At 36.3% G+C, this 25,049-nt stretch carries 22 protein-coding genes; 15 read left to right on the top strand and 7 right to left on the bottom strand.

What is annotated here, in order from left to right; genetic code table 11:
* The first annotated feature begins 11 nt into the window (after positions 1–11).
* From dhaL to LF20184_RS08790, 3 genes are all read left to right on the top strand, one after another.
* Positions 12–599: a dihydroxyacetone kinase subunit DhaL gene (gene dhaL / locus LF20184_RS08800; protein WP_010020329.1), complete on the top strand. Its 588-nt coding sequence runs from the start codon at positions 12–14 to the stop codon at positions 597–599.
* 2 nt (positions 600–601) lie between these two features.
* Positions 602–970, top strand: a complete 369-nt coding sequence (gene dhaM, locus LF20184_RS08795) for a dihydroxyacetone kinase phosphoryl donor subunit DhaM (protein ID WP_010020328.1) — start codon at positions 602–604, stop codon at positions 968–970.
* Between the two features lie 142 nt (positions 971–1,112).
* A complete protein-coding gene (locus tag LF20184_RS08790; protein ID WP_010020326.1) occupies positions 1,113–2,762 on the top strand; it encodes an aryl-sulfate sulfotransferase in 1,650 nt (549 codons plus the stop codon).
* Positions 2,763–2,812: 50 nt separating this feature from the next.
* Here the strand turns inward: LF20184_RS08790 and LF20184_RS08785 are convergent, their stop codons facing one another.
* A complete protein-coding gene (locus LF20184_RS08785) occupies positions 2,813–3,193 on the bottom strand; it encodes a DUF4430 domain-containing protein (RefSeq protein WP_010020325.1) in 381 nt (126 codons plus the stop codon).
* Between the two features lie 122 nt (positions 3,194–3,315).
* Between LF20184_RS08785 and LF20184_RS08780 the strand changes: the two genes are divergently transcribed.
* The 3 genes from LF20184_RS08780 to LF20184_RS08770 are packed head-to-tail and all read left to right on the top strand — an operon-like array spanning position 3,316 to position 6,423.
* Complete coding sequence (locus LF20184_RS08780; RefSeq protein ID WP_010020324.1) at positions 3,316–4,242, top strand: energy-coupling factor transporter transmembrane component T; 927 nt, start codon at positions 3,316–3,318, stop codon at positions 4,240–4,242.
* Positions 4,176–5,771: an ABC transporter ATP-binding protein gene (locus LF20184_RS08775; RefSeq protein ID WP_056945199.1), complete on the top strand. Its 1,596-nt coding sequence runs from the start codon at positions 4,176–4,178 to the stop codon at positions 5,769–5,771. Before LF20184_RS08780 ends, LF20184_RS08775 begins: the two co-directional genes overlap by 67 nt.
* Positions 5,752–6,423 (top strand): ECF transporter S component family protein, encoded by a 672-nt coding sequence (locus LF20184_RS08770; protein WP_010020321.1) that lies wholly within the window; start codon positions 5,752–5,754, stop codon positions 6,421–6,423. Before LF20184_RS08775 ends, LF20184_RS08770 begins: the two co-directional genes overlap by 20 nt.
* A gap of 48 nt (positions 6,424–6,471) precedes the next feature.
* Here LF20184_RS08770 and LF20184_RS08765 read toward each other — a convergent pair whose 3' ends face one another.
* The gene (locus LF20184_RS08765; RefSeq protein WP_010020320.1) at positions 6,472–7,191 is read right to left on the bottom strand and encodes an MIP/aquaporin family protein; all 720 of its coding nucleotides are present in this window, start codon (positions 7,189–7,191) and stop codon (positions 6,472–6,474) included.
* Between the two features lie 154 nt (positions 7,192–7,345).
* Between LF20184_RS08765 and LF20184_RS08760 the strand changes: the two genes are divergently transcribed.
* Complete coding sequence (locus LF20184_RS08760; RefSeq protein WP_010020319.1) at positions 7,346–7,915, top strand: cob(I)yrinic acid a,c-diamide adenosyltransferase; 570 nt, start codon at positions 7,346–7,348, stop codon at positions 7,913–7,915.
* An 8-nt stretch (positions 7,916–7,923) separates the two neighbouring features.
* Positions 7,924–8,532, top strand: a complete 609-nt coding sequence (locus LF20184_RS08755) for a sugar O-acetyltransferase (RefSeq protein ID WP_010020318.1) — start codon at positions 7,924–7,926, stop codon at positions 8,530–8,532.
* 29 nt (positions 8,533–8,561) lie between these two features.
* Here the strand turns inward: LF20184_RS08755 and LF20184_RS08750 are convergent, their stop codons facing one another.
* From LF20184_RS08750 to LF20184_RS08740, 3 genes are all read right to left on the bottom strand, one after another.
* The gene (locus LF20184_RS08750; protein ID WP_010020316.1) at positions 8,562–9,356 is read right to left on the bottom strand and encodes a Cof-type HAD-IIB family hydrolase; all 795 of its coding nucleotides are present in this window, start codon (positions 9,354–9,356) and stop codon (positions 8,562–8,564) included.
* Between the two features lie 75 nt (positions 9,357–9,431).
* Positions 9,432–10,238, bottom strand: a complete 807-nt coding sequence (locus LF20184_RS08745) for a Cof-type HAD-IIB family hydrolase (RefSeq protein WP_010020314.1) — start codon at positions 10,236–10,238, stop codon at positions 9,432–9,434.
* A gap of 64 nt (positions 10,239–10,302) precedes the next feature.
* Positions 10,303–11,271: an ROK family protein gene (locus LF20184_RS08740; protein WP_010020313.1), complete on the bottom strand. Its 969-nt coding sequence runs from the start codon at positions 11,269–11,271 to the stop codon at positions 10,303–10,305.
* 139 nt (positions 11,272–11,410) lie between these two features.
* Between LF20184_RS08740 and LF20184_RS08735 the strand changes: the two genes are divergently transcribed.
* On the top strand, positions 11,411–12,454 hold the full coding sequence (locus LF20184_RS08735) for an alpha/beta hydrolase fold domain-containing protein (protein ID WP_010020312.1): 1,044 nt from the start codon (positions 11,411–11,413) through the stop codon (positions 12,452–12,454).
* A 35-nt stretch (positions 12,455–12,489) separates the two neighbouring features.
* On the opposite strand, the gene LF20184_RS08730 is transcribed toward LF20184_RS08735, so the two are convergent.
* On the bottom strand, positions 12,490–13,839 hold the full coding sequence (locus LF20184_RS08730) for an MATE family efflux transporter (RefSeq protein ID WP_010020311.1): 1,350 nt from the start codon (positions 13,837–13,839) through the stop codon (positions 12,490–12,492).
* A gap of 179 nt (positions 13,840–14,018) precedes the next feature.
* Here LF20184_RS08730 and LF20184_RS08725 point away from each other — a divergent pair, with 179 nt between their 5' ends.
* The 3 genes from LF20184_RS08725 to LF20184_RS08715 all read left to right on the top strand — a co-directional run bounded on the left by LF20184_RS08725 (position 14,019) and on the right by LF20184_RS08715 (position 17,169).
* Positions 14,019–15,353, top strand: a complete 1,335-nt coding sequence (locus LF20184_RS08725; RefSeq protein WP_010020310.1) for a dihydrolipoyl dehydrogenase family protein — start codon at positions 14,019–14,021, stop codon at positions 15,351–15,353.
* A 368-nt stretch (positions 15,354–15,721) separates the two neighbouring features.
* Entirely contained in the window at positions 15,722–16,342 is a 621-nt protein-coding gene (locus LF20184_RS08720) for a helix-turn-helix domain-containing protein (protein ID WP_010020309.1), read from the top strand.
* A 155-nt stretch (positions 16,343–16,497) separates the two neighbouring features.
* Positions 16,498–17,169, top strand: a complete 672-nt coding sequence (locus LF20184_RS08715; protein WP_010020307.1) for a phosphatase PAP2 family protein — start codon at positions 16,498–16,500, stop codon at positions 17,167–17,169.
* A 268-nt stretch (positions 17,170–17,437) separates the two neighbouring features.
* Here the strand turns inward: LF20184_RS08715 and LF20184_RS08710 are convergent, their stop codons facing one another.
* Positions 17,438–20,137, bottom strand: a complete 2,700-nt coding sequence (locus tag LF20184_RS08710) for a glycoside hydrolase family 65 protein (protein WP_010020306.1) — start codon at positions 20,135–20,137, stop codon at positions 17,438–17,440.
* Positions 20,138–20,347: 210 nt separating this feature from the next.
* Between LF20184_RS08710 and LF20184_RS08705 the strand changes: the two genes are divergently transcribed.
* From LF20184_RS08705 to LF20184_RS08695, 3 genes are all read left to right on the top strand, one after another.
* Positions 20,348–22,315, top strand: a complete 1,968-nt coding sequence (locus tag LF20184_RS08705; RefSeq protein WP_010020305.1) for a PTS sugar transporter subunit IIABC — start codon at positions 20,348–20,350, stop codon at positions 22,313–22,315.
* A 125-nt stretch (positions 22,316–22,440) separates the two neighbouring features.
* Positions 22,441–23,976: a gluconokinase gene (gntK, locus tag LF20184_RS08700; RefSeq protein ID WP_010020304.1), complete on the top strand. Its 1,536-nt coding sequence runs from the start codon at positions 22,441–22,443 to the stop codon at positions 23,974–23,976.
* 337 nt (positions 23,977–24,313) lie between these two features.
* The gene (locus LF20184_RS08695) at positions 24,314–24,994 is read left to right on the top strand and encodes a LysM peptidoglycan-binding domain-containing protein (RefSeq protein ID WP_010020302.1); all 681 of its coding nucleotides are present in this window, start codon (positions 24,314–24,316) and stop codon (positions 24,992–24,994) included.
* Positions 24,995–25,049 lie beyond the last annotated feature (55 nt).

The following is a 25,049-nucleotide window of genomic DNA, read 5'->3' as shown; positions in this document are numbered from 1 at the left end:
AGGAAGATTCGATGAAATTAGAATTAGTTGACGCAAAAAAATGGATTAACTTATTTGTAGAAAAAGTTCAAGCAAATAAAGCTAACTTAAACGAGTTGGATACGGCAATCGGCGATGGTGATCACGGAACGAATATGGATCGTGGAATGAACGCCATCAAAGACTCTTTTGCCAAAAAAGACCCTGAAAATGTGGCTGATTTGTATAAGGCAACAGCTTTTGCAATGATTCAAAAAGTTGGTGGAGCTTCAGGTCCTTTGTATGGAACTGCTTTTTTGGATATGTCTAAGGCTGTTAAGGCTGAAAATATTGAATTGGCAGATTTGATTCAAGTTGGAACTGACGGTATCAAACGCCGTGGTCAATCAGATGTTGGTATGAAAACAATGATCAATATCTGGCAACCAGTTAGCGATGCCTTGAAAAATGATGCTTTCGATCAAAAAGTTATCGACTCAGCTCTAGAAAATGTCAAAGAATTAGTAGCAACCAAGGGTCGTGCGAGTTATCTAGAGGAAAAGTCAAAGGGACATATTGATCCTGGTGCACAATCAAGTGCGTACTTATTTGAATCCTTATTAGAAGTATTGGGGGACTAGAAATGAAATATGGAATCGTAATAGTTTCTCATTCGAGTAAGATTGCTGCCGGCGTAAAAGACTTGATTTCTCAAGCAGCACCAGATTTATCAATAACGACAGCTGGAGAAACTGATGAAGGCGAAATTGGTTCTTCATTGGAGAAGATTCAAGCAGCTGTTGATGATAATACTGGCGATGAAATTTTAGCATTTTACGATTTAGGCAGTTCGAAGATGAACCTTGAAATGTTGATAGAAATGACCGATAAAACGATTCATAAATACGATGTAGCTTTGGTAGAGGGTGCTTATACCGCTGCCACTTTAGCTCAAGTTGATACTCCATTGGCTGAAATCGAAAAGAATCTTCAACCATTAATAATTAAATAAAGCTACCCTGAAATTATCCTTGAAACGGTAATTTCAGGGCCTTTTTTGACCTAAATTCATAAAATCTTCACAGGATATTGAAGAAATACAAATATTTAATTGATAAATTATTCATATAAGAATAAAAGGAGGGAATGATTTTTTGAGGAGGAGAGTAATTTTTTCTTTATTACCGTTATTATTTATCTCGTTTCTTTTAGTGGGATGTTCACAGACTAGTAGTAATGATTCACAAGTCCTATCTACAGCCCAGATAAAGAAAAATATCGGTTCGAAACTTGTTAATACACGTGAGGATAAGCAAGCGACGTTAACAAAGACTTATCAAAAAGCTGTTAAGAATAAAGAATATACTTTGGATAATCCATACGTGAAGGTTAATCCATATAAAACATCACCACTGACCGCATTAGTAATTTTCCAGACTGATCAAAAAGCGAAAGTTTCATATACTGTTGAGGGTAAAACTGATTCTACGGATATTACTAATACAGTCAATGGCAATTCAACGACTCATCAAGTACCAGTAGTAGGTTTGTATGCGAATACTACTAATAACGTAAAAATCACTGTTACTTATGAGGACGGCACGACTGACGAAAAGACGATTCAAATTAAAACTGGCTCGTTGCCAAAATATGTCAAGAATGCCAAAATAACCGTTTCTAAGAACGATAAGTCAAAAATGGATATTGGCGACAATAAACTAACTATCGTTAACCGTACGACCAAAGAGCCATTTGCAATCGATGCTGACGGAGAGGTTCGCTGGTATTCGACTGATTATTCACAACACACGATTGAACAAATTTCTAACGGTCACATGTTAGTTCTGACGAAAAAGAACCAAGATTCTTTAGTTTATAATGATTTGATTGAAACAGATGTCTTGGGTCGAGTTTACAAGGAATATACTTTCAGTACTAAGACGAAATCTAATGATTCGGGTAATGCTAAAGACGAAAAGACTTTGATTCACCACGATTTAGTCGAGTTGCCAAATAAAGATATTCTAGCTACTGTCAGCGATGGTTCGAAGTACAAAGAAGACGTTATGGTACAGATTTCTCATAAGACCGGTAAAGTAGTCAAAGTTATCGATTTGAAGAAGATTTTACCTAGTTCAATGTACAAGGATTACAAAGCTGGTTCCGATGGTAAAGTCGACTGGTTCCATCAAAATTCAGTCGATTATGATGAATCAGATAATTCGATTATTATTTCAGGACGTAATCAAGATATGATTATGAAACTAGATTATAAGACGAATAAAATTGTCTGGATCTACAGCGGTAAGAAGAAGTCGTCATGGCCTAAGAAATATCGTAGTAAGGTCTTAACACCTACTAAAGGAACTTCGATAACTGGTGGTCAGCACGGATTGTATCTTTTGGATAAAGGCAAAAATTATGAAGATGTGATCTTGTATGACAATAATATCGATGTTACAAACGGTGATAAGAAGACTAGTGGCAAGTATTCACAGGCTGTGCAATATCATATTGATACTAAGAATATGACGATTGATCAAACTTGGTCTTATGGAAAAGATTTGGGTAAAGCTAACTTTACTAGTATTATCGGTTATGCAGAAAGAGAATCTAACGGTAATACCTTAGTCGATTTCGGATTCAAGAAAAATGGTGAAGAAAGTAATATTATTGAAGTCGATTCTGATGGTAATCAAGTTTTCAACGTAACAATTGAAAATGCAGCTTCTAAAGCCTATGTTTACCGAGCATATCGAGTTCCATTCTATTCAAGTTCTTACACATTTGACGTTAATAAATAAAAAAACATTCAACATTTTTCCGTTTGCGGAAGTTGTTGAATGTTTTTTTATTAGCCGTTATATTTTGAAAGCTTAAATTCGACTTTGTCTTTATTGTGCAATTTCTTCTTGTCAGCTGAAACGTTAACTTGTTTCTTGTTGACGGTAAAAGTCCAGTAAATCTTTTTCTTAGTATTTTGTTTGTGACCATCGATCTTAGAAATGAAACCGCCTTTGTCAGTTACTTTCCAACCTTTTTTCAAACCTTGAGCAACAGTGGTATTTTTCTTCAAAGTTAGAGTTTTCTTGGCAATTTGTTTCTTATTCTTCTTCAAAACGTAAGTCACTTTGATATTTTTAGTTGACTTAGCTTGAACAGGTGTTGCAGCAGCAGGAGCAAATACTCCTAGTAACATCAATAATGCAACTAAAAATGCAGCAATTCTTTTCATCGATAATTCCTCCTCGTAAATTAAACACGATTTTTATTATAACAAAATAAAACTTTCTTGAATCATTTGGATTTTTAAAGTTAATAAGTTAGAATAAGAATATTGGAAAAGAGGTGGAGATATTGAATCAATTAGTTTTTCATTTTCACAAGAATACTAATAATTTGGCGATATTTGCTTATTTAGTCAATGTCATCTTAATATCTCTGCTGTTTAACAATCCAATCATTATTGTTGGCGTGTTAGTTTCACTGTTGGTTGTAGCATTTTTTACACGCCGGGAGAAATTCAAAACGTATTGTAAATTCTCGGGGCTAATTTTCTTAGTGACTGTATTGTTTAATTTGATTTTGAATCAGCGTGGAAATAATCTTTTATTGACGATACCATTTGTCAAAGTCACGCTTGAATCGCTTAGCAACGGAATTATTTTAGGAATTTCTTTTGTGAATTTATTGTGGGCTTTTTATTTATATGATGCTTTGATTAGGATCAAAGTGATATTTGAATTATTGGCAAAGTTTTTTAAAAGCGTAGCCGTTGTCTTCGTTTTAACAATTAAATTTATTCCGCAAATTATTGCTATTTACCGTGAGACTAAAGAGTTAAACAAGTTTCGAGTCTATGAAAAACCGCAAAAATTTGATCAAAAAATCAAGGTAACCTTAGAACTTACGGAAGTGGTATTGAACAAGGCAATTGCTAATTTCATGAATGTGGCTGATGCATTGACTTTGAAAGGCTATGAGCAGCGACAACAAAAAATAGGAAAGACTGATTTTAAAAACAGCGATTGGGCAATTCTAATGATTGTTTTAATATCTGTGATAGTCAATCTTGTTTTAGTAATTTTAAAAATTGGCAAAATCAACTTTGGTTCGGCTAATCTACTTATTCAAACTGATGTTAAAGTTTGGTTGGTTATGATTTTCGATAGTTTATTGATTTTATTGCCATTGATTATAGGGGGATGGACGTACTTATGGTGGAAATACTACGTTTCAAAGACTACAGCTTCCAATACTACAACAGTCAAAGACTTTCGCTAGATAAGATCAATTTTGCCCTCGATAAGGGTGATTTTGTGGTGATGATCGGTGAAACTGGCAGTGGCAAAAGTACCTTGTTAAAGCAATTATTGCCGATAGCTGATGGTAAGAGTTCTGGTAGCATAGAAACCGAATTATTGCGGGATACGAATCATTTTGCCTATGTTTCACAGTTTGTGGATAACCAGTTGATTATGGAAACTCCTAGGGATGAATTGAAGTTTATTTTGGATAATCAAGGTCAGTCTAACAACGAGATAGGTTTGAGAATTGCCGAGATTGCTAGTTTTTTGGGAATTATCAATTTATTAGATGAACCAGTCAAGAATTTATCTGGTGGACAAAAGCAGTTGATCAATTTGGCGAGTGCGTTGATTTTGAAACCACAGGTTTTGTTATTAGATGAGCCCACGTCACAACTTGACCCGATTGCAGCTGAGAAGTTGTTGCAAATGGTCCACAAGGTTAATGTCGAGTTCGATATGACAATTATTTTAGTGGAGCATAAATTAGATCAAGTAATACAATATGCTAATCGTTTAGTTGTAATGGAAGCTAGCCATTTGGTCGTCGATCAAAGCACTAGTGCAGCTTTGCAAACTATTTTTAACAATCCTCGTTATAAAAATTATTTGACGCAAGTAGACCGGTTGTTTTTGGAATTACGATTGCCTGAAAGAGTCTCTTTGCCATTGAACAATAAGGAATTGAGTTCAATCATTCATCATCATCAAACCGAATTGCAGTTTAAAGACAACGAGGTTCCAATTCAAAGTGATACTGAGCTGCTTTCGGTAAATCGATTGAACTTTCGTTTTGACTATAATGGCAACGAAATTGTCGATAATGTCAGCTTTAAATTGATGAAGGGCTTATCTTATTGTGTAGTTGGCCCTAATGGTATGGGGAAGACGACTTTACTTAAGGTCATTACCCAGCAGTTGCAAAAACAATCTGGTCAAATCTTATTTGCAGGACAAAAGATAACGAGAGATTTTTATCGTAATGTTTTTGTGTTGCCACAAGATCCAGCAACTTTGTTTGCTAAGGATACGGTTGCCAAAGAATTAGAATTTCAGATTGAATTGAGCCAAAGCCAACAAAAAATGTCAGATGTTTTAGAGGCCTTTTCTTTAGAAGGATTGGAAAATGTCAGTCCCTACGATTTAAGTGGTGGTCAACAAGAATTTTTGGCATTAGCGCTAGGTTTCATCAAAAATCCTCAGATTCTATTCTTGGATGAACCTACGAAGGGCCTAGATCCTAATAAACGCATGGAATTAGGTCGACGGCTTAAGGAATTTCAAGAAAAGGGCGGGACAGTTTTTGTCAATAGTCACGATTTATTATTTGCAGCCCAGTATTTTGACCGAGTGGCAATGATGTTTGATGGCAAATTAAGTGATTTCAATCGTCCACAAACATTTTTCAGTCATCGATTTTTTTATACAACAGAAATAAATAAGGCTCTGAGGGATATTTTCCCTAAGGCTTTATCATGGAAGGATATTGAACGGTTTGAATCGTAAATCAACAATCTTATTAGTATTATCGCTGATAGTTTTGATTCTTATGGCAGTTTTTTCTAGTCAAAATTATTTGTTATTCTCATTTGGCTTTTTAATTGTGACTTTAGGAGTTTATTTTTGGAGATTTGAGAAGTCTCAACACAATTCCAAAGAGATAGTCTTTATCGCAATAATTTGTGCATTAGCAGTTGTTGGTAGAATCATCTTTGCAGCTTTGCCATCAGTAAAACCAGAGATTTTTATCTTAATTATGGGAGCAATCGTTAGTGGTCCGGAGACTGGTTTTTTGATGGGAACGATCATTGCTTTGACATCTAACATGTATTTTGGACAAGGCGTTTGGACACCATGGCAGATGTTTGCTTTGGGCGTGATTGGCTTGATTTCCGGTTTAATGAGCGATGGCGTTCCTAAATGGCTTTTGGTCGTCTGGGGCTTTTTCAGTGGCTTTTTGATGGGTTGGATAATGGATATTTATTATATTGTCGGTTACGTTGATCCAATTACAATTAAGAGTATCTTTACGTCAATAATGGCCAGCTTTTATTTTGATTTCGTCCACGCATTGTTTACTGCCGTATTGTTGTTATTTGTGGGTAAACGGTGGATAAAGTTATTCAATAATTACAAACGAAAATATGATTTATTTTGAGCATGAAAAAAGGCGAGCCTATTGATTTAGGTTCGCCTTTAAAAATTATTACGGAATTAATAGATATAAGAATGCACCAACAGCACCACCGGCTAAAGGTCCTAAGATAGGAACCCAACTATAGGCCCAGTCTGATTCTCCTTTATTAGCGATTGGCAAGATTTGGTGAGCAATTCTTGGTCCAAGGTCACGGGCTGGGTTGATGGCATAACCGGTTGTCCCACCAAGTGAGAAACCGATAGCTGTGATCAATAGTCCAACGACAATAGGATTCAATCCTTCGGTGAATTTACCACGTGTGAAAGCTAATAATGCAAAGACTAGGACAAATGTACCAATGAACTCACTTAAAAAGTTAAAGAAGTAATTTCTAATGGCAGGTCCAGTAGCAAATACTCCCAAAATTGCACTGGAATCTTCTGTTTCTTCCCAATGTGGGTAGTAGTTGAGCCAAACGATAATGGCACCAACGACACCACCTAAGGTTTGAGCAATCATGTAAGGGATGACGCTTGACCAAGGGAATACTCCGGCAATGGCCATACCTAACGTAACTGCTGGGTTCAAGTGGGCTGGACTTAAGAAGGCTGAACAGTAAACCCCCAAAGTTACTGCAAGTCCCCAACCAAGAGCAATGGCGATCCAACCAGAACCTTCGGCTTTAGATTTTTTCAATGTAACCGCGGCAACAACTCCGTCACCAAGTAAAATCAAAATTAACGTACCAACGAATTCCCCTACAAGCTGTAAGGTTAAACTATCATTCATGTAATCTCCTCCAGTTTCACAATGACTGCGCTTACATGTGATATTATACATAGATATAGGAGATAAAGCTACGGTTATTCATTGTGAAATTATTGATAATTTATTATAGAATGTATGATAATTATTCATACGTAATTAAATAAGGAGTACGAAAATGAAAATCTACACGAGAACTGGTGACAAAGGAAAGACCAGAATTATTGGCAATGACGTTTTATATAAATCAGCTCAAAGAATCGATTCTTACGGAACAGTGGATGAATTGAATTCATTGGTTGGAGTAGTGATTGCTAATTTATCCGATAAGACAGAAGTTTTAAAAGATGAATTATTAGAAATCCAACAATTACTGTTTGACTGTGGAACTGATTTGGCTGTTTCACCGACTGATAAGAAACATGAATTTATCTTTAAAGACGATAATGGTTCAGTCGACTGGTTAGAAAAGAAGATTGATGACTATTCAGCTAAAGTGCCTGTAACTAAGAAGTTTATCTTACCAGGAGGATCTAAAACGGCTGCTAATTTGCATATGGCAAGAACAGTAACTCGACGAGCAGAAAGAGAAATTGTTGCCTTGATGCAAGAAGAACCAATTAATGAATTTGTTTTGAAATTTATTAATCGCTTATCGGATTATTTCTTTGCGGCAGCGCGTTTTAGTAATGTGCTTGACGGTGTTGAAGATATTCAATATCGTAACAGTAAACCGGTTTTCAGATAGGAGAAACTATGCGTTCACAAAAAGACAGAATGTTGGCAGGGGACTTGTACATTGCTGATGATCCTGAACTTGCCAAAGATTTTCATAAGGCCAAACGATTATTGCGTGAGTACAATCAAACAACAGAGTATCAAGAAGCTGATCGTAAGAAAATTCTTGATGATCTCTTTAAGCAAAGTGGCCAAAAGATTCATATCGAACCGCCATTTCACACTGATTATGGTTGTAACACCGTTATAGGGGAAAACTTCTATAGCAATTACGACTGCATAATTTTGGATATTGCTAACGTCAAAATCGGTGACAATGTCATGTTCGGTCCCCGCGTCGGTCTTTATACGGCAGGACATCCAATTGATGGAGTTATTCGTAATGAATATTATGAATATGGCAAACCCATAACGATTGGAAACAATGTTTGGGTTGGAGGCAACGTAGTCGTTAACCCAGGTGTAACAATTGGTGATAATGTTGTCATTGGCTCGGGTGCTGTCGTAACTAAAGATATTCCCAGTAACGTTATAGCGGTCGGAAATCCTTGCAAAGTTTTACGTGAGATCAATGACCAAGATAAAAAGTATTGGGAAGCCGAAAAACAACGTTATTTTGAACAATAAAAGAGCATGTGGGTTATCCACATGCTCTTTTATATACCAAAAATTTCTTCTAGATGAGCGATGACGCCTTGTTGATTATTATTGATAGTTTGATATTTGGCCGTTTCTAAAACAATCGGTGAACCATTTTCCATGGCAACGCTGTGACCAACATATCTCAACATTTCTAAGTCGTTACCACCATCGCCGAAGGCACACATTTCTTCTGGTTTAATGTTTAGTTTGTTTGCTAAATATTCTAAACCGTAAGCCTTATTGACATCAGCTCTTACAACATCAATATCACCATGACCGCTAGTTGGAATAGCAACTTCAGGTCCAATTAAATCGGCTAACTTCTGCATATACAATTCTGTTTCGTCGTCGGGACAGTTGCAAGAGAATTTCAAAACGCCATCGTCAACTGTTTTAAAGTCGTCGACCATTTTGATTGTTGGGAAATAGAAGGTACTAGTTTTGATAAATTCTGGTGTAGAACTGTTCAAAATATAAGCTGATTTTTCGCCACACATGATTACTTGAATATCGTCCAGACTATTTAAGAGGTCAATCACACGCATCTTTAAATCATTGCTAAAAATATCAGAGCGGAAAACCTCGTTGTGGCTACCGACTAGGGCACCATTTTCAGCTACGAACAAAGTTTCTGGGAAATCTTTGAAGAAATTTCTCAATTGATCGTATTGATTGCCGCTGGCAGAAACAAATTGGATATTGTTTTGGAGCATATAGTCATAAATCTTTTGAAATCTAGGTTTGTCGAAGGTTTTTTCATCAGTTAAGAAAGTGCCATCCATATCGGTTGCAACTAATTTGATTGTCATATTATTAGATCCTTTCAATTTTCACTTAATTGTAGAAGAAAGCTCAAAGAACTAGCAATCGAATTTGTTAACTTTTTAAAAAACTTTTTTAGCTAAAATTTTGGCGATTCCATCGTTGTCATTGGTGTCGGTAACGTAGTCAGCATAGGATTTTGCAAGGTCTGAACCATTACCCATAGCCACGGCTGTTCCCGCAAATTTAAACATTGGAATATCGTTTTGTTCATCACCAAAGGCCATAATTTCATCAGGACTTATTTTGAGTGCTTGTGCTAATTTTTTCAGACCGCTACCTTTATTGACATCTTGATGCATAATCTCCAAAAAGTTGCCACCAGCACGAACCACGTAATAGTCTTTTGAGAATTGATCCTTGACGGGTTGCTCAAATTGGTCAAGTTGTTCTTTTTCACCAACGATAGCAGCTTTGGTAATTTCAAAATCGTCATCTAATTCATCGGGAGTACGGATCAAAACTCCAGCGCTATTTTCCCAAGCTTGAATGACAGCGAAACGATTAACTTCGTGATCAGAAGTGTAGACGTTGCTATCGTCATCTAAAACGTAATATGGCATGTGATTGACAGTGGCATAACTGGCAATTTTTCGATAGCTGTCGTTGTCTAAAACGTTTTTGGAGATGATATTGCCTGAGACAGTTTCAACTAAAGCGCCGTTATAAGTAATTACGTATTGTTCGTCGCCACTGATACCTAATTCTTTTAGATAGGGACTCACTCCAGCCAATGGTCGGCCAGAACAAAGAACAACTTTGATTCCCATTTGAAGAGCCTTTTGCAAAGCTTCCTTTGTTTGAATAGTAATTTTATTTTGTGAATTTAAAAGTGTGTCATCTATATCAATAGCGATTAATTTAATCATAAGTACTCCTTTTTTAACCTTGTTAATTAAGATAAGGATATTGTACCAAAACAATAAAGCGTTTTCAATTTAAGATTTGATCGTGTAAGAATTGTCGTCTGCCAATAGCAATTAAACCGGTTAAATAGTCTTTTTCAAAGTTATGATCGAAACTCAATGAATAATTTTGATGCAAAGGCAATTTACGGTCGAGGGTCTGTTTAATGTGATTGATTTGAGTATCTGATAAGTCCAATTTTTCGATGTAGGCGATGACTAAATTAGGATTGAGCAAACTGATGATATTTTGTAAGTGCTGGATTATTTCTTGAGGTTTGTTGTCTGAAGAGACCGTACCGAATTCAATTTCACCAGTCAAACCGTCAGCACCGTGCAGCAAATGATTGTTGATGACAATACCAACGCCGGGACCAAAATTTTTCGGGAAGTAGATACCAACGGTAATATTTTCATGGGAAGATTTCTTATTGGCGCCGTAAGTACTAGCATTGACGTCATTAACAATCAAAGAATCGATGCCAGTAGCGGTAGTAATTGCTGCAGTCAAGTTGATACCTTGCAATGATTTAACATCACTGATTTGTAAAAGAGCGTTCAATTCGACACCAGGAATGCCAACAATGATCTTGTCGGGACGTTGTTTTGCAGTCATGCTCTTGATGAAGTCTAATAAGTAGTCCAAAGATTCCAAAGGCTTAGCAGCTTGTTTTTGTAGATAAACTTGTCCTAATAAATTACAGAGAAAGTAGGTTATTTGAATCTTTCCGTCAATTTCAACCAATTGAAAGATTCCTAATTTACCAGCATCAGCTCGTAATTGATAAGTTTTGGCACGTCGACCAGGAGTGTTTAAAAAGCCATTAATGATGAGGTGTTTGCTGTCTAATACATCTAATAATTTATTGATACTAACGATACTTAAACCTGTTTGGGCAGATAAGTTCTTGGCCGATTGGGAATCGTTTTGCTGTAATAAGTTAAGCACTGTTAGTAAATTTCTTTGGCGGGTAGATAGTTCAGCTTCCGTTGTCAAAAAAATAACCTCCTAATTGTCGTTTTGTCATATTTAATAAAAATAATTATTATAATCCAGAATTATATATGTTTAAACATGTAATATAATGTATTCAGTTATAAGGATAACAAATTAATTTTAGAGAATGGTGACGTTTATGATAAAGAATAATTATAACGTAGAACTTGAACGATTAAATCAAATTCAGACAGTTGACATACCACATTTGAAGAGAGTCCAAATGATAGTAAAAGACCGAGTGGACGCACATTCCTATGATCCGATAATTTTTGACCATTTAAAGCAATTGCCAGATGATTCAGATTTGCCAGATGATTTGACGCAATTGCGTGATGGCAACAATCATGATACTATCCAAAATCCTTATCCTGATATTACTGTAGAAAATAATGTTACTTATGAGTTAGGTCGTAAAGTTCGCTATTTGAAAATTTTTAGAAATAACTTGTCTTCAAATAGAGCTCTAGTTTATATGCACGGTGGAGCTTTTTACGGTGGTACTCCAGAAGATACTTTACCATTTTTAACCCTTTTAGCCACGAAATTCACCGGAGTAATTTATAGCGTTGACTATGGAATTGCTCCCGAGAAACCTTATCCAAATGGCATTATGGATTCATTGTCAGTCGTTGCAGAGGCTAATAAGTCATTTGAAAAGATATCTCTGTCGGGGGATTCGGCTGGTGCTGCAATCGCTTTAGGCGTCAGTCAATTGTGTCATAATTTGGGACTTTGCGAGATAGATAAACACGTTCTATTTTATCCTACAGTTGTACATGGCTCTAATCATCAAGGTTGTTTGTGGGATGATCATGAAATTCCCATCAAAGAAGACCAAAGACGTGTTTTGCATAATAATTATACGCAATTTAAGCAATTAGATTCCATTATGACGAAATACTACTTGAATGGACAAAAGATTGACCTAGAAGCACCGATTATTTCACCTTTATATGCTCAACCATTAACTTTTAAAAGAGTTCTCGTTTTAACTGGTGAGTTCGATCCGTTTAGATTACAAGATGAAGCCTTTGTTCAAAAAATCGGTTTGGCCGGTTGTGAGGCAAAATATGTTCGTTATGGTGGTTTAGGACATGCCTTTTTGAATTACGTTGGTAAGATTCCCGCAGTCGAAGATGCTTTGAATGTATCTGCTCAATATTTAAATGAAAATAAATAAGAAAACAGTCTCTATATGGGGCTGTTTTCTTATTTTTATTCTTCACCAAGAAGATTATTCATATTTTTAAGCTTTTTGATTTGGAAATTCCAAGTACTTACTAAAACTAGAACTGATCCGCTCCAAGCTAATGGGTTGGCCATGGCAGCTCCGTAGAATCCGAAGAAGTGAACCAAAACAACACCAGCAAAAACCCGCATTAAGAGTTCGGCAATTCCGGCAATGGTAGGTGCTTTTTGATTGCCCAATCCTTGCAAGGTGTATCTAACGATAAATAATATCGATAAGATAAAGTAAGTTGAACCGTTGAAATAATAGTAAATTTGAACCAAATTTAAAACGGCATCTTGAGCACCATTCATGAATAGATGTGAAATGGCACGGCCAAAAACGATTAGAAGTCCACCAATCACTAGACTGGAAGAAACAGAAATAATGATTCCGTCACGAACGCCACGTAAGATTCTTTGAAATTTCTTGGCACCAAGATTTTGAGCTGTGTAGTTGACTAAAGCTAAGCCAAAACTAAAGGCTGGCAAAGTAGCAATTTGTTCAACACGTCCAGCCACAGTATAAGCAGCCACGGCATTAGCACCGAGAGTATTCAGCATTACTTGTAAAATAATGGAACCGATAGCAATGATGGAAGATTGAAATCCCATGGGCAAACTGATGTGAAGTAATTCTTTGATTTCTGCTTTATCAATTTTGAAATCTTTTCGCGTCAAAATCAAATACGGAATGTGATGACGAATATAGAAATAAAGAATTATAAATGTAATCGTTTGCGCAACAACGGTGGCTAATCCAGCACCGGCTACTCCCATGTGCAAGTACAAAATGAAGACTAATTCTAATAAAATATTCAAAACGGTACTGATGATCAAGAAAAATAATGGTACACGTGAATCACCGAGTGCCCGCATGGTATTACCTAAAAAATCGAACCCAACGAAAGAGAATATTCCTGCAAAAATAATTTCCAAGAAGATAAATGAATCACGAATCAATACTTTAGGTGTTTGCATGACGACTAATAGTGGATAAGCAAGAGCCAAAGCTAACAAAGTAAAGATAATTGTGATCCAAAAGGAAATGATTATCCCTGAAGCAAAACTTTGTCTAACGCCTTGTTCATCGTGAGCACCATGTTTCTGCGCTGTTAAGATAGTTAAACCACTGGTCATACCTTGGGCAAAACCAATGATCAAACCAGTCAATCCACCAGTGGCACCAACACTAGCTAAAGCATTAACACTGATTGTTTTCCCGACGATTAAAGTATCGATGAAACTATAAAATTGTTGGAAAAAGTTACCTAGTAGTAAAGGAATTGTATACAGGAAAATGACTTTCATAGGTCTTCCACGAGTCAGATCTATCATATGACAAATTCCCCTTTATCTAATTAAGACCATTCTAGCATGTTTAAAATCAATAGTTGTCAATGCGACACATAAATATTGTTTTTTTATTGAGTCATTTTCTAATAAAGTAAATTTATTGTCATGACAACTAGAATGGGATATGTTAAAAGTATCAAAAGAAATCGGAGGGTGTTTTAATGTCAGCAAAATTTGATTTTGACGTACTTTATATTGGAGCAGGTCATGGAACTTTTGATGGTGCGGCTCCCTTGGCTCAAACGGGGGTCAATGTCGGTGTTATCGAAAGTGGATTAGTTGGAGGAACTTGTCCTAATCGTGGCTGTAACGCTAAGATAACGCTGGATGAACCAGTGAAAATGACCCGTGAAGCGCAACGAATGGGGAATATTTTACAAGGAAATATTTCCATCGATTGGGCTAAGAATATGGAACACAAACAAGAAATCATTGACGTTTTGCCAGCTGGTTTAACGAAGAGACTGGAAGATGCTGGAGCTAAAGTTATCCATGGTCATGCCAAATTTATCGATAATCATACGGTTGCAATTGATGGCGACCAACAAGTCACAGCTGAAAAAATCGTTATTTCTACAGGTTTAAAGCCACATCGTCTCGATATTTCTGGAACTGATTTAGCACACGACAGCGAAGATTTCTTGAATTTGACGAAATTACCTGATCACATCACAATCATTGGTTCAGGCTATATCGGAATGGAATTCGCTACGATTGCCAATGAAGCTGGTTCAAAAGTTACAGTGATGCTACATTCAGACAAAGTTTTAAGAGATTTTTATCAACCATACGTTAAAAAAGTCGTTGATGATCTCAAAAAGCGTGGCGTAAAATTTATTGAAAACAGTAACGTTAAATCATTCGAACAAAGTGATAATGATTATCAAATTCACTACGGTAACGAAGAAACTTTAACGACTGATTGGATCTTAGATGCCACTGGACGCATTCCTAACGTAGACAATTTGGGCTTAGATGAAATAGGCGTTAAATACGATGAAACTGGCGTTTTGGTAAATGATTATTTGCAAACTAATGTCGAAAATATTTATGCATCCGGAGATGTTATCTCAAGTGATCAACCAAAAGTAACTCCAGCTGCTTACTTTGAATCTAAGTATTTGATGTCACTATTTTCTGGACAAACTACTGATCCAATTAAATTTCCTGTTATTCCGACAGTTGTCTTTACTTCGCCAAGAATTGCCCAAGCGGGAATTTCGGTTGCAGAAGGAAAACAAAAAGGTTATCAAATTAGCGAGAATGATTTAGCAAATTATTGGTACTATATCGTTGATAAAGAACCAATCGCTCACAGTACGCAAATTCATGACAAGGATGGTCACTTAGTTGGTGTCACAGAAGTTAGTGATCAAGCTGAAGATGCTATCAATGCCTTGTTGCCAGCAATTGAGTTCAAATTCGACCGTCAACAAGTTAGCCGTCTAGTTGGCTTATTCCCAACTATTGGATATGCTGCTTGGCATCGTGCTTAGTAAACAAACAAATGGCTGGAATAACAAAGAAACGGAGGATTTTATTCCTCCGTTTCTTTGTTATTCGCCTTTTTTATTTTTTTTTCGGATATGATTGCATATATCATATTATTGTAGCTTATCCATTTCTATTGTTCGTAAGTCCGCATATAATGTGAGCTAAGCAAGAGTGTAGTTGATGTGACGGTTACATTATTACAGCCACCGAAACGGCAACAAGATGGGGTGCTTTAAAAAGGCAGATACAGAAATTATACAAAGAAAGCTGTATACTCGACGTTTCTATATTTAGTTATATGCTGATACCAGAGAGCACAAAAAATTTATTGATGGACGTATGAAAGTAAAAAATGAGTGGGAGGATAATCGTGGAGTTTAACGAAAAATTGCAACGGCTTAGAATTGGGAAAAATTTAACACAGGAACAACTTGCAAAGCAGTTATATGTATCAAGAACAGCAGTTTCAAAATGGGAAAGTGGAAAAGGTTATCCTAACATTGAATCACTCAAATGTATTTCCAAATTCTTTTCTATAACCATAGATGAACTGCTATCGAGTGAAGAATTAATTAATCTTGCAGAAACCGAAAACTACTCTAATATTAAGAGAATTTATAACATTATCAGCGGAATGATAGATGTTTTGGTCGTGGGACTTATTGTATTACCAATTTATGGAGAATCCCGAGGTAACAGTGTCTATCATGTAAATCTTTTGTCAATTACTCACTTATCAAAGATAGATATTGGAATATATTGGGTTGTTTATTTACTTATAATTGGGTTGGGGATTGCCAGACTTGCTTTTGTTTTATTTGATAAGGAACGTTTGTGTAACATTACCTCAAAAGTTTCTATCGTAACAGGGGCAATAGCAATCTGTTTATTTGCTGCGGCAAGAGAACCGTATGCAACTATACTGTTATTTTTATTTTTTGTAGTAAAGATATTCTTGTTGTTAAAACAAAGTGGGATCAAACGAAAATAGTCATAAAACCCTTGAGAACAGGCTCTGACACGATAAGTGTCAGAGCCTGTTTTCGGTTGTGACGATAGGTTTCTTGTACCTCAGACTTCGTGAATAGATAATCGAAATGAGCTTGCAAGTAATTTATTGCAGCAAGAAGAAAGGAATGTATAACTATGCAAAAGAAATCAAAGAAACCTATCATCATAACAGGAATTTTGTTCCTAATTTTTATATTTTTTACTATTATGATTAAGACCATTGACGTACAGCCTATCGGACCAGAGCAGTCTAAGATAGGATTTGCTACCCTTAATCAGTTTATATTTAACTCTTTTGGGGTGAACCTCCTTTGGTATGACATTACTGATTGGTTGGGTATTGTTGCCATAGTAGTTGCTTTAGGATTTGCAATTTTGGGATTAATCCAACTTATACAACGTAAGAGCATTTGGAAAATTGATCTACGCATTCTGTTGCTTGGTGTATTTTATTTTATTGTCGTTGTATTTTATATCTTCTTTGAATTTGTAATTATCAATTATAGACCGATAATTCTCTCTCAAAGTTTAGAAGCATCTTTTCCGTCTTCTCATACAATGATTGTAATTTGTATTATGGTTACGGCAATGTCGCAGTTTCATTACTATTTACAAGATAAAAAAGTTTGTCTATGGACAGTAGAAATAGCTTCTGTTTTGATTATTGCGGTAACGGTAGTAGGAAGACTTATATCGGGAGTTCATTGGTTTACCGACATCGTGGCAGGTGTTTTACTCTCATCAGCGTTGGTGACTCTCTATTATTCTGCCTTGAAGTATGTAGAAGAAAAAGAAAATCTAAAATAGATAATTCCGCATACAGCTGTATGATGTCAAAAGAAAAAGGCTATCATTTCTTTGTTGCAAATGAAACCACACGTTTTACTTGTAGGAGTGAGATTTTAGCATGAAAAAATCCCTTTTCGCAATTATAAAAGGCTACCAACCGATTATAATGCGAAAGGGATTTTTAATGTCTAAATCAAATGACCATCGTAGTTTAGTAAATTGTAAGCACCATACAGTGTTTACTAAGGGTGCTTTGTCGCAATACTTATTTACATTAATATTTGTTTTAATAAGTCAATTCAATTTCTTGATTGGCAGTCAATGGTAAATCTTTACCGATAAATTGAACCTCAGTATCCTTGTCAGTCACGATAGTAATCGTATCTTGGGTAACTTCAAAGGAGAATTTAACACCTTTAAAGAGCATATTGAAAGAAATTTTCTCCCATTGCTTTGGCATATGAGGGTTGATTTGCAATTGGTCGCCACGATAATCTATTCCGGCAAAGTATGATGTAACGACATTTAAGGTAGCACCCATGACACCTAGATGGATTCCTTCGGCAGTAGTACCACCTTGGATGTCATAGTAGTCGCTAGTTAATGCTTCGTAGAACAGTTTCCAAGCTTGCTTATCGTCATTGACTTTTAGCAGTAACATTGAATAAACAATTCTGGAAAGAGTTGATCCGTGAGTAGTTCTTTGAATGTAGTATTGGATGTTGTCACTGATAAATTTATTCGGATTGTTGATAGGATAGCCTAGGTCTTTCATGATATCGAGAAAATCATTTTCCCTGATATTAAAGAGTGCCATTAATGTATCAGCTTGTTTAGCAACCTTATAGTTATCCGGAGAATCATTGTGAGCTTTGAGGATTCGATCCATTCGAGAGATATTGCCATATTGTTGACGATATTTCTCAAAATCTAATTCCTTCAAGTCGAAATAACCTTCAAATTGTCCTAGGATATCATCTTCGAAATCAAGCTTGAGATTGTGCCTGATACTATTCATCTTATCCAGGTAGTCGGGATTGAAATCAGTTCTTTTTAAATTGTCTTTAACGCTGTCAATCGGTTGAGTATGCAACATTTTGGTGATTTGTTTGAAAAGCCAACTGACCATGATATTAGTATAGGCGTTGTTCTTAAGACCACCGTCGTCGTTACCAGGGTAGCCTTCATGGAATTCGTCTGGTCCCATTACATTTTCAATTGAATATTTACTGGTTTTTTCGTCAAAATCAGCCATGTCGATCCAGAATTTAGCAATTTGAAGTAACATCTCTAGACCATATTGTTCCATGAATTCTTCGTCTTCGCTTAGGTTGTAATAATTCCAAATATTGTAGGCAATGGCTAAAGAAACGTGGCGCTGCTTACGAGAATTATCGGGATCCCATTTATTGGTGATTGGATTTAAGTGAACTTCTTGTGACTGTTCATCGCCATACATACCACTTTGCCAAGGGTACATGGCACCGTTATAGTCATAGTCAGAAGCGTAATCCATCGCAGCTCCTAGACGGTTATAACGATACATGAGCAGATATTTGACCAATTGTGGAGCGTGCAAGATATAAAAATTCATATCGAAGAGTTCGTCCCAGAAAACGTGACCACGATAGCCTTCACCAGTTAATCCACGGGAACCAACTGAAGCATCAAGATCCTTATTGGCATTAGATTGTGCGGCGGTAGTCATGCTGTAGCTATTCAAACGTAGTAACTTTTGAGCCGTTATATCTCCTGTAACGGTAACATCTTCTTTATTCCACACTTGACGCCAATTTTTTATAGCCTGTTGTTGATTGAGGGCAAAGTCGGTAATGAAGTGATATTGATTGATGACTTGCTCAAGATCAGTTTGCGTTTCTAAAGAAGTGAAGATGGCAACACTTTTTTCAATTGAATAAGTTTTACCTTCAGAAACAGAGAATTCAATGAATTGAGTGGCTATTTCGTCAGTATTGTTGACAGAGTACTTGGCGTCGGCTATTTGTGGGAAACGTAAATCAGTTTTGATAGCCAATTTGATGTTTGATTGATTGGTATGTGCTAATAAAGTGGTTTCTTGATTTTTGTTCTCTATGTTATCAACTGATAAATGCTTTTTAGCTAAGTTTTTATAACGTTCGACGTTGCTATTAACTACTGATGCGTCAATTTGAGAAATGACTGTAACGTTGCCAGAGAAATTTAAAGGTTTAATTTCATATTGCAAATAGTAGTTGTGATAATTCTTTAAATCGGCGATTTTTTTGGCAACTACTTTTAATTCTTTACCATCAGCTAATTTGATTAGGCTAGTGATAGTTAGGATACCGGATTTCAAATCTAATGAACGCAAGGACTCTTGAATAAGTTTTTGATCAATTTTGAAGAATTCGCCGTCATCTACTTTAAAACTCAAGTATTGGGCATTAGGCAAGTTGATCAAATCTTCATTAATAACGTTACGATTGTTGACGGGAGTAGCTAATTGATTGAAAACTCCAGCGGCATAAGTAGCAGGGTAGTTATCAGAATTAGCTTTGGCTTCTAAATAAGTACCTCTTAAGCCTAAGAAACCATTCCCAATTGTTTGCATCGATTCTTGACCATATTGACGCTTTTTATGTGAAATTCCGTAATAGTCAAGGTGCCAAGTTGAATAATCAATTTCTTGTTCAGCTACAGTATTTAAATCTGAATTTTCTAGATCAGCATAATTGATCACAGGGATATGAAAGATATTTTCTAATTCGTCTCCGAAATCGAAGGCTTCATTATTATATGTGAAGATATTCTTTTTTAAGATAGTTTGTGGAGAATTCATAATAACGATTACGTCAATTGCATCGGAAATATTTTCTTTAAAGTTGTGAAAATTTTGTTTAAGTTCCAATTTTGGATCTAATTCGAAACTACCTTCGTTTAAAGTATTTATATCATCTGAGTAGACCAAGTGGTGTTCAGTAATTTTTAAATACAAAGGTTTCATAATCAATTCCTCCATAAAATAGCAAAATAAAAAACTTAATTATGTGTTTAAACATATTCATACAATGTGTATTATACACGCAATTATTGGCGTTTCAACGCGAGTTTTATAATAAATTATTACAAAACTTGATGTTTATACATGATTGGTTGTAATATAGTATATGATAAAAGCATGTAACCGGTTACTAATTTTTAGGAGGTGCTTTCTATGAAAGGTACAGTTAAAATGCTTGCTCCTGTTTCTGGGCAAGCAGTTGATATAACTGAAGTTCACGATCCAATGTTTTCAGAAAAAGCAATGGGTGAAGGCTATGGGGTATTTCCTAATAGTCATGAAATTGTGGCTCCAGTCTCAGGTAAAGTTATGTTAGTTGCATCAACTAAACATGCGATTGGTTTTAGTACTGCTGATGGGCTTGAAGTGCTAGTTCACATGGGTGTTGATACCGTTGAACTGAATGGAACTCCTTTTGAATTGTTCGTTAAAGAAGGAGATTCAGTCAAGGCCGGTCAAAAGATTGCTTTGATGGATACGGAAGCAATCAAGAAAGCAGGTAAGGTAACTGATGTTATCGTCGCCATTACTAACACCGCTAAGACAGTTAAGGAAATCCATGTTAACGCAGGTGTCGTCAAGGCTGGTCAAGAAGTTGCTCAAGTCGAACCAATGGCTCCTGGAGAAGCTACTGCTAGACCTAGTGGCAAAGTCAACTATGATCAATTAGGTAAAGATATTGTCAAGAATGTTGGTGGAGTAAGTAATGTTGAGAACGTTATCCACTGTATCACACGTGTTCGTTTTTACTTAAAAGATGACAATAAAGCCAATGACGATGTTATTAAGAATATGAATGGCGTTTTGGATGTTGCTAAAGCTGGTGGACAATATCAAGTTGTTATCGGACCAGCTGTAAATGATGTTTTCGATGCCGTTGTTAAAGCTTTAGGGCCTGGTTTTGGTGGCGACACCCAAGCCCAAGCTCCAAAAGCTAAAGCTCCTAAGGGTGTTTGGCCTAAAACTAAATTTTATTTTAGTGCTCTTATTGGTGTTATTACAGCCAGCATGATGCCCGTTATTGGACTATTAGCTGCTTCTGGTATTTTGAAAGGTTTATTGGCTTTAATTGTTTCAGCCAATTGGTTGTCAGCTAAGAGTTCCACTTACATGATCATCAACGCAATGGGAGATTCAGTCTTTTACTTCTTGCCAATTCTAGTTGGTTTTACCGCTGCTAAAAGACTCGGCGCTGACCAGATCATCATGGGTGTTGTTGGTGGTGTTCTAGCATATCCAACATTAGTACAAGTTGCCAGCAAGACGACAAGTACAGCTATGAATGTTAATGGAGATTTCTTTGGAATTCCAATTCACATTGCTAACTATACTTATTCAATTTTCCCAATGATTGCTGCAGCCTGGATTGCTTCAAAAATTGAACCTTGGCTCAAGAAACATATTGTAATGTCTTTAAGAATGATTCTCAGTCCTTTGCTAGAAGTATTCATTGTCAGTGCTGTTATTATTGTAGTTGTTGGACCAATTATTACATTATTAAGTTCTTATCTTGCTAGTGGTATTGTGGCTCTATTGAAATTCAGTCCCGCAATCTCAGGATTGATCATCGGTGGATTCTATCAATGCTTGGTTATCTTCGGATTGCACTGGGCAGTTATTCCGGTTGTTGCCAGTCAAATTGCTACAACTGGACACAGTGCCTTGAATGCGATTGTTTCAGCAACAATGGTCGCTCAAGGTGCCGCTGCTATGGCTGTCTTTGTTAAAACTAAGAAGAATATCGATATGAAACAAATTGCCGGTGCTGCTACACTTTCAGCCTTTGCCGGAGTAACTGAACCTGCAATGTACGGTATTAATTTGAAGTACGGTAGAATTTTCTGGACCGCTAATATCGGTAGTGCCGTTGGTGGTTTGTTAACAGGTTTACTTCACGTTGATATGTGGGGCTTTGCTGGATCATTGATTGGTTTTGCTTCATTTATTAACCCTAAAGGTATCGATGCCAGTTTCACCGGATACTTAATCGCTTCAGCAGCAACAATTGTCGTATCATTTGTATGTACTTATCTCTTCGGATTCAAAGAAGAAGATTTGGAAAGCAGTCACGCTGTTGAAAAAGTAAGATTAGGTAGTCGTGAACCTGCACAAGCTAATTAATATAAGATGCTAATTAAAAGATTTGTCGTATAATATATGGCAAATCTTTTTTTGTTCAGTAGACTTTTTAGAAATCTATTATTACAATTAAACAAGTTTCTACTATATATAAAGGAGTTTTGATAATGGATTATATTATTGGTGTAGATATTGGAACGACGAGTACTAAAAGTGTACTTTACGATACTAAAGGTAAAGTGATCGCCTATGCCAATTCTGGTTATCAACTCTACCAAGATATCCCTGATATGGCTGAGGAAGACCCTGAAGAAATCTTTGGAGCAGTTTTAGAAACGATGGGTTCAGTTATTCGCAAATCTCAAGTCCAAGCTTCAGAAATCAAAGGGGTATCATTTTCTTCAGCAATGCACAGTTTGATTTTGATGGATCAAAATGACCGACCATTGACTCGAGCTATCACTTGGGCTGACAATCGAGCCGCCAAATATAGTGAAGAGTTAAAAGAAAATGGTTTGGGCCAACAAATTTATCAAAAAACTGGGACGCCGATTCATCCAATGGCACCATTATCAAAAATTCTTTGGTTGCGTCACGAGAAAAATAATTTGTTCAAGCAAACGAAAAAATTTATCGACCTAAAAACTTATGTATTCTTTAAACTATTTGGCGTTTATAAAATGGAATATTCGATTGCCTCGGCTACGGGGATGTTCAATATTTTTAAACTCGATTGGGATCAACAAGCCTTGGATGTCTTACAAATTGATCGAGACCAACTGCCACAACTAGTTGAACCAACTGATCAAATAAGGGGATTGAAGTCCGAATATGCTCAATTATTAGGTCTCGAAGAAAAAACTCCTTTCATTTTTGGTGCCAGCGATGGTGTCTTGTCCAATTTAGGAGTCAATGCTATCGATCCTGGAGTAGTGGCCGTTACGATTGGAACTAGTGGAGCCGTTCGAGTTGTAGTAGATAAGCCGGTTGTCGATCCAGATGGAAAACTATTTTGTTACGCTTTGACCAAAGATAAATGGGTCGTCGGTGGTCCGGTCAATAATGGTGGTATCGTTTTTCGCTGGGTCAAGGATCAGTTGTTTGCTCCAGAAAGAATTACTGCCGAGCAAATGCAAGTTTCTACCTATGATATCTTGACGAAAATTGCTCAGAAAATTCCTGCTGGCTCCGACGGATTACTTTTCCATCCTTATTTGGGTGGGGAACGGGCACCAATCTGGAATGCCTATGCTAGGGGATCTTTCTTTGGTTTAACGAGAAAGCACACTAGAGCTCACATGTTACGAGCTACCCTTGAGGGGATTGTTTACAACTTATACGTAGTGATGTTAACAATTGAGAAAATTACAGGAAAACCTAAGAGTATTCAAGCAACTGGTGGTTTTGCTAGATCCGCATTGTGGAGACAAATGTTAGCGGATATTTTTGAACAAGAAGTGTCGATTCCCGAAAGTTTTGAAAGTTCTTGTCTGGGAGCAGCTGTTTTGGCAATGTATTCGTTAGGTTATATAGACGATTTATCAGCGGTAAAAAATATGGTCGGCGTGACTGATACGCACCAACCAAATTATGAAAATTCCAAAGTTTATCGAGAATTATTACCGATTTGGATTCGTATTTCCAAGATTTTAGAGCCAGAATACAAGGCAATTGCTAAATTTCAAAAGAAACACAATAATTAGTTTGACCGATATTTTTAGTTATATTTTTTAAAGCAAAGCACCACAAACCTTGTTAAATTAGGATTTGTAGTGTTTTTTTAATCTTTTTATAAATTGACAATTCAAAAAAGTGCGAAAAAATTTGAGATTATTTAGTTTTTTATTGGCTATTTTATGAAAATCAAAAGTGAGTTATACCAACGATAGAACGGATGTTTGTTTCAGTTGTATTACTAAAATTACAGAAAACAGCTTTTTTGTAACTTTACGGACGTTGTTGTGTAATAAATACCTGTTAGTATATGCAACATAGCAAATGAGGGCTAAACAATTTTAAATATAAGGATGTAATTAATTCATGAAAAAAGTTTTATCTATCGCTTTAGTAAGTACTATGGCTTTAACAGCAATTTCTGCAACAACAAAAACTGCTCAAGCTGCAGTACAACTCGACAGTAACCATGTCCAAGTTGAAGCAGGCGACACATACAAGAGCATCGCTGAAAATGCTGGCGTAACAATCGCTGAACTTGAACAAGCTAACGGCCGTGAAGTTGGCGGATACGACTTGATCTTCCCTGGTGAAACAGTAACATTGCCAGGTGCTACAACTGCAGCCGCTACAGATACAACAACACAAGCTGCTCAAGACATAACACAAACAGCTCAAGCAACACAAACTACTGAAGATACAAGTTACCAAGCACAAAATACAACACAAGCTACAACTCAAAGTGCTGCTACTACAACACAATCAACAACACAAACTGGTACATCACAAGGAACATTCAAGATTTCTTTCTATGATCCAGCCGTACTAGGTTCAAACATGGGTTATGGTGGTGTTGCCGCTAACCTTTCAGTATTCCCTAAGGGTACAACACTTAAGATCACACTTTCTGATGGTACAGTATTGATCAGAACAGTTAACGATACAGGTACATTTGCATACAGTAACCCTAACCAATTGGACGTTGCTATGCCAAATAACCAAATTCCTTCATACGGTGTAACTACTGCATCTGTTGAAGTACTTTAAGATAAATATTTGAGAAGCAGAACATTAATTTGTTCTGTTTTTTTTGTATAATTAT

Origin of the sequence: Companilactobacillus farciminis KCTC 3681 = DSM 20184 (genome assembly GCF_002706745.1) — a bacterium.
GTDB lineage: Bacteria > Bacillota > Bacilli > Lactobacillales > Lactobacillaceae > Companilactobacillus > Companilactobacillus farciminis.
This window is presented reverse-complemented; position numbering and strand designations above follow the sequence as displayed.

Coding starts and splice junctions, on each gene's coding strand:
- dhaL (WP_010020329.1), top strand. CDS start 12: ATGAAATTAGAATTAGTTGACGCAAAAAAATGGATTAACTTATTTGTA.
- dhaM (WP_010020328.1), top strand. CDS start 602: ATGAAATATGGAATCGTAATAGTTTCTCATTCGAGTAAGATTGCTGCC.
- LF20184_RS08785 (WP_010020325.1), bottom strand. CDS start 3,193: ATGAAAAGAATTGCTGCATTTTTAGTTGCATTATTGATGTTACTAGGA.
- LF20184_RS08775 (WP_056945199.1), top strand. CDS start 4,176: ATGGTGGAAATACTACGTTTCAAAGACTACAGCTTCCAATACTACAAC.
- LF20184_RS08765 (WP_010020320.1), bottom strand. CDS start 7,191: ATGAATGATAGTTTAACCTTACAGCTTGTAGGGGAATTCGTTGGTACG.
- LF20184_RS08760 (WP_010020319.1), top strand. CDS start 7,346: ATGAAAATCTACACGAGAACTGGTGACAAAGGAAAGACCAGAATTATT.
- LF20184_RS08755 (WP_010020318.1), top strand. CDS start 7,924: ATGCGTTCACAAAAAGACAGAATGTTGGCAGGGGACTTGTACATTGCT.
- LF20184_RS08750 (WP_010020316.1), bottom strand. CDS start 9,356: ATGACAATCAAATTAGTTGCAACCGATATGGATGGCACTTTCTTAACT.
- LF20184_RS08745 (WP_010020314.1), bottom strand. CDS start 10,238: ATGATTAAATTAATCGCTATTGATATAGATGACACACTTTTAAATTCA.
- LF20184_RS08735 (WP_010020312.1), top strand. CDS start 11,411: ATGATAAAGAATAATTATAACGTAGAACTTGAACGATTAAATCAAATT.
- LF20184_RS08730 (WP_010020311.1), bottom strand. CDS start 13,839: ATGATAGATCTGACTCGTGGAAGACCTATGAAAGTCATTTTCCTGTAT.
- LF20184_RS08725 (WP_010020310.1), top strand. CDS start 14,019: ATGTCAGCAAAATTTGATTTTGACGTACTTTATATTGGAGCAGGTCAT.
- LF20184_RS08715 (WP_010020307.1), top strand. CDS start 16,498: ATGCAAAAGAAATCAAAGAAACCTATCATCATAACAGGAATTTTGTTC.
- LF20184_RS08710 (WP_010020306.1), bottom strand. CDS start 20,137: ATGAAACCTTTGTATTTAAAAATTACTGAACACCACTTGGTCTACTCA.
- LF20184_RS08705 (WP_010020305.1), top strand. CDS start 20,348: ATGAAAGGTACAGTTAAAATGCTTGCTCCTGTTTCTGGGCAAGCAGTT.
- gntK (WP_010020304.1), top strand. CDS start 22,441: ATGGATTATATTATTGGTGTAGATATTGGAACGACGAGTACTAAAAGT.
- LF20184_RS08695 (WP_010020302.1), top strand. CDS start 24,314: ATGAAAAAAGTTTTATCTATCGCTTTAGTAAGTACTATGGCTTTAACA.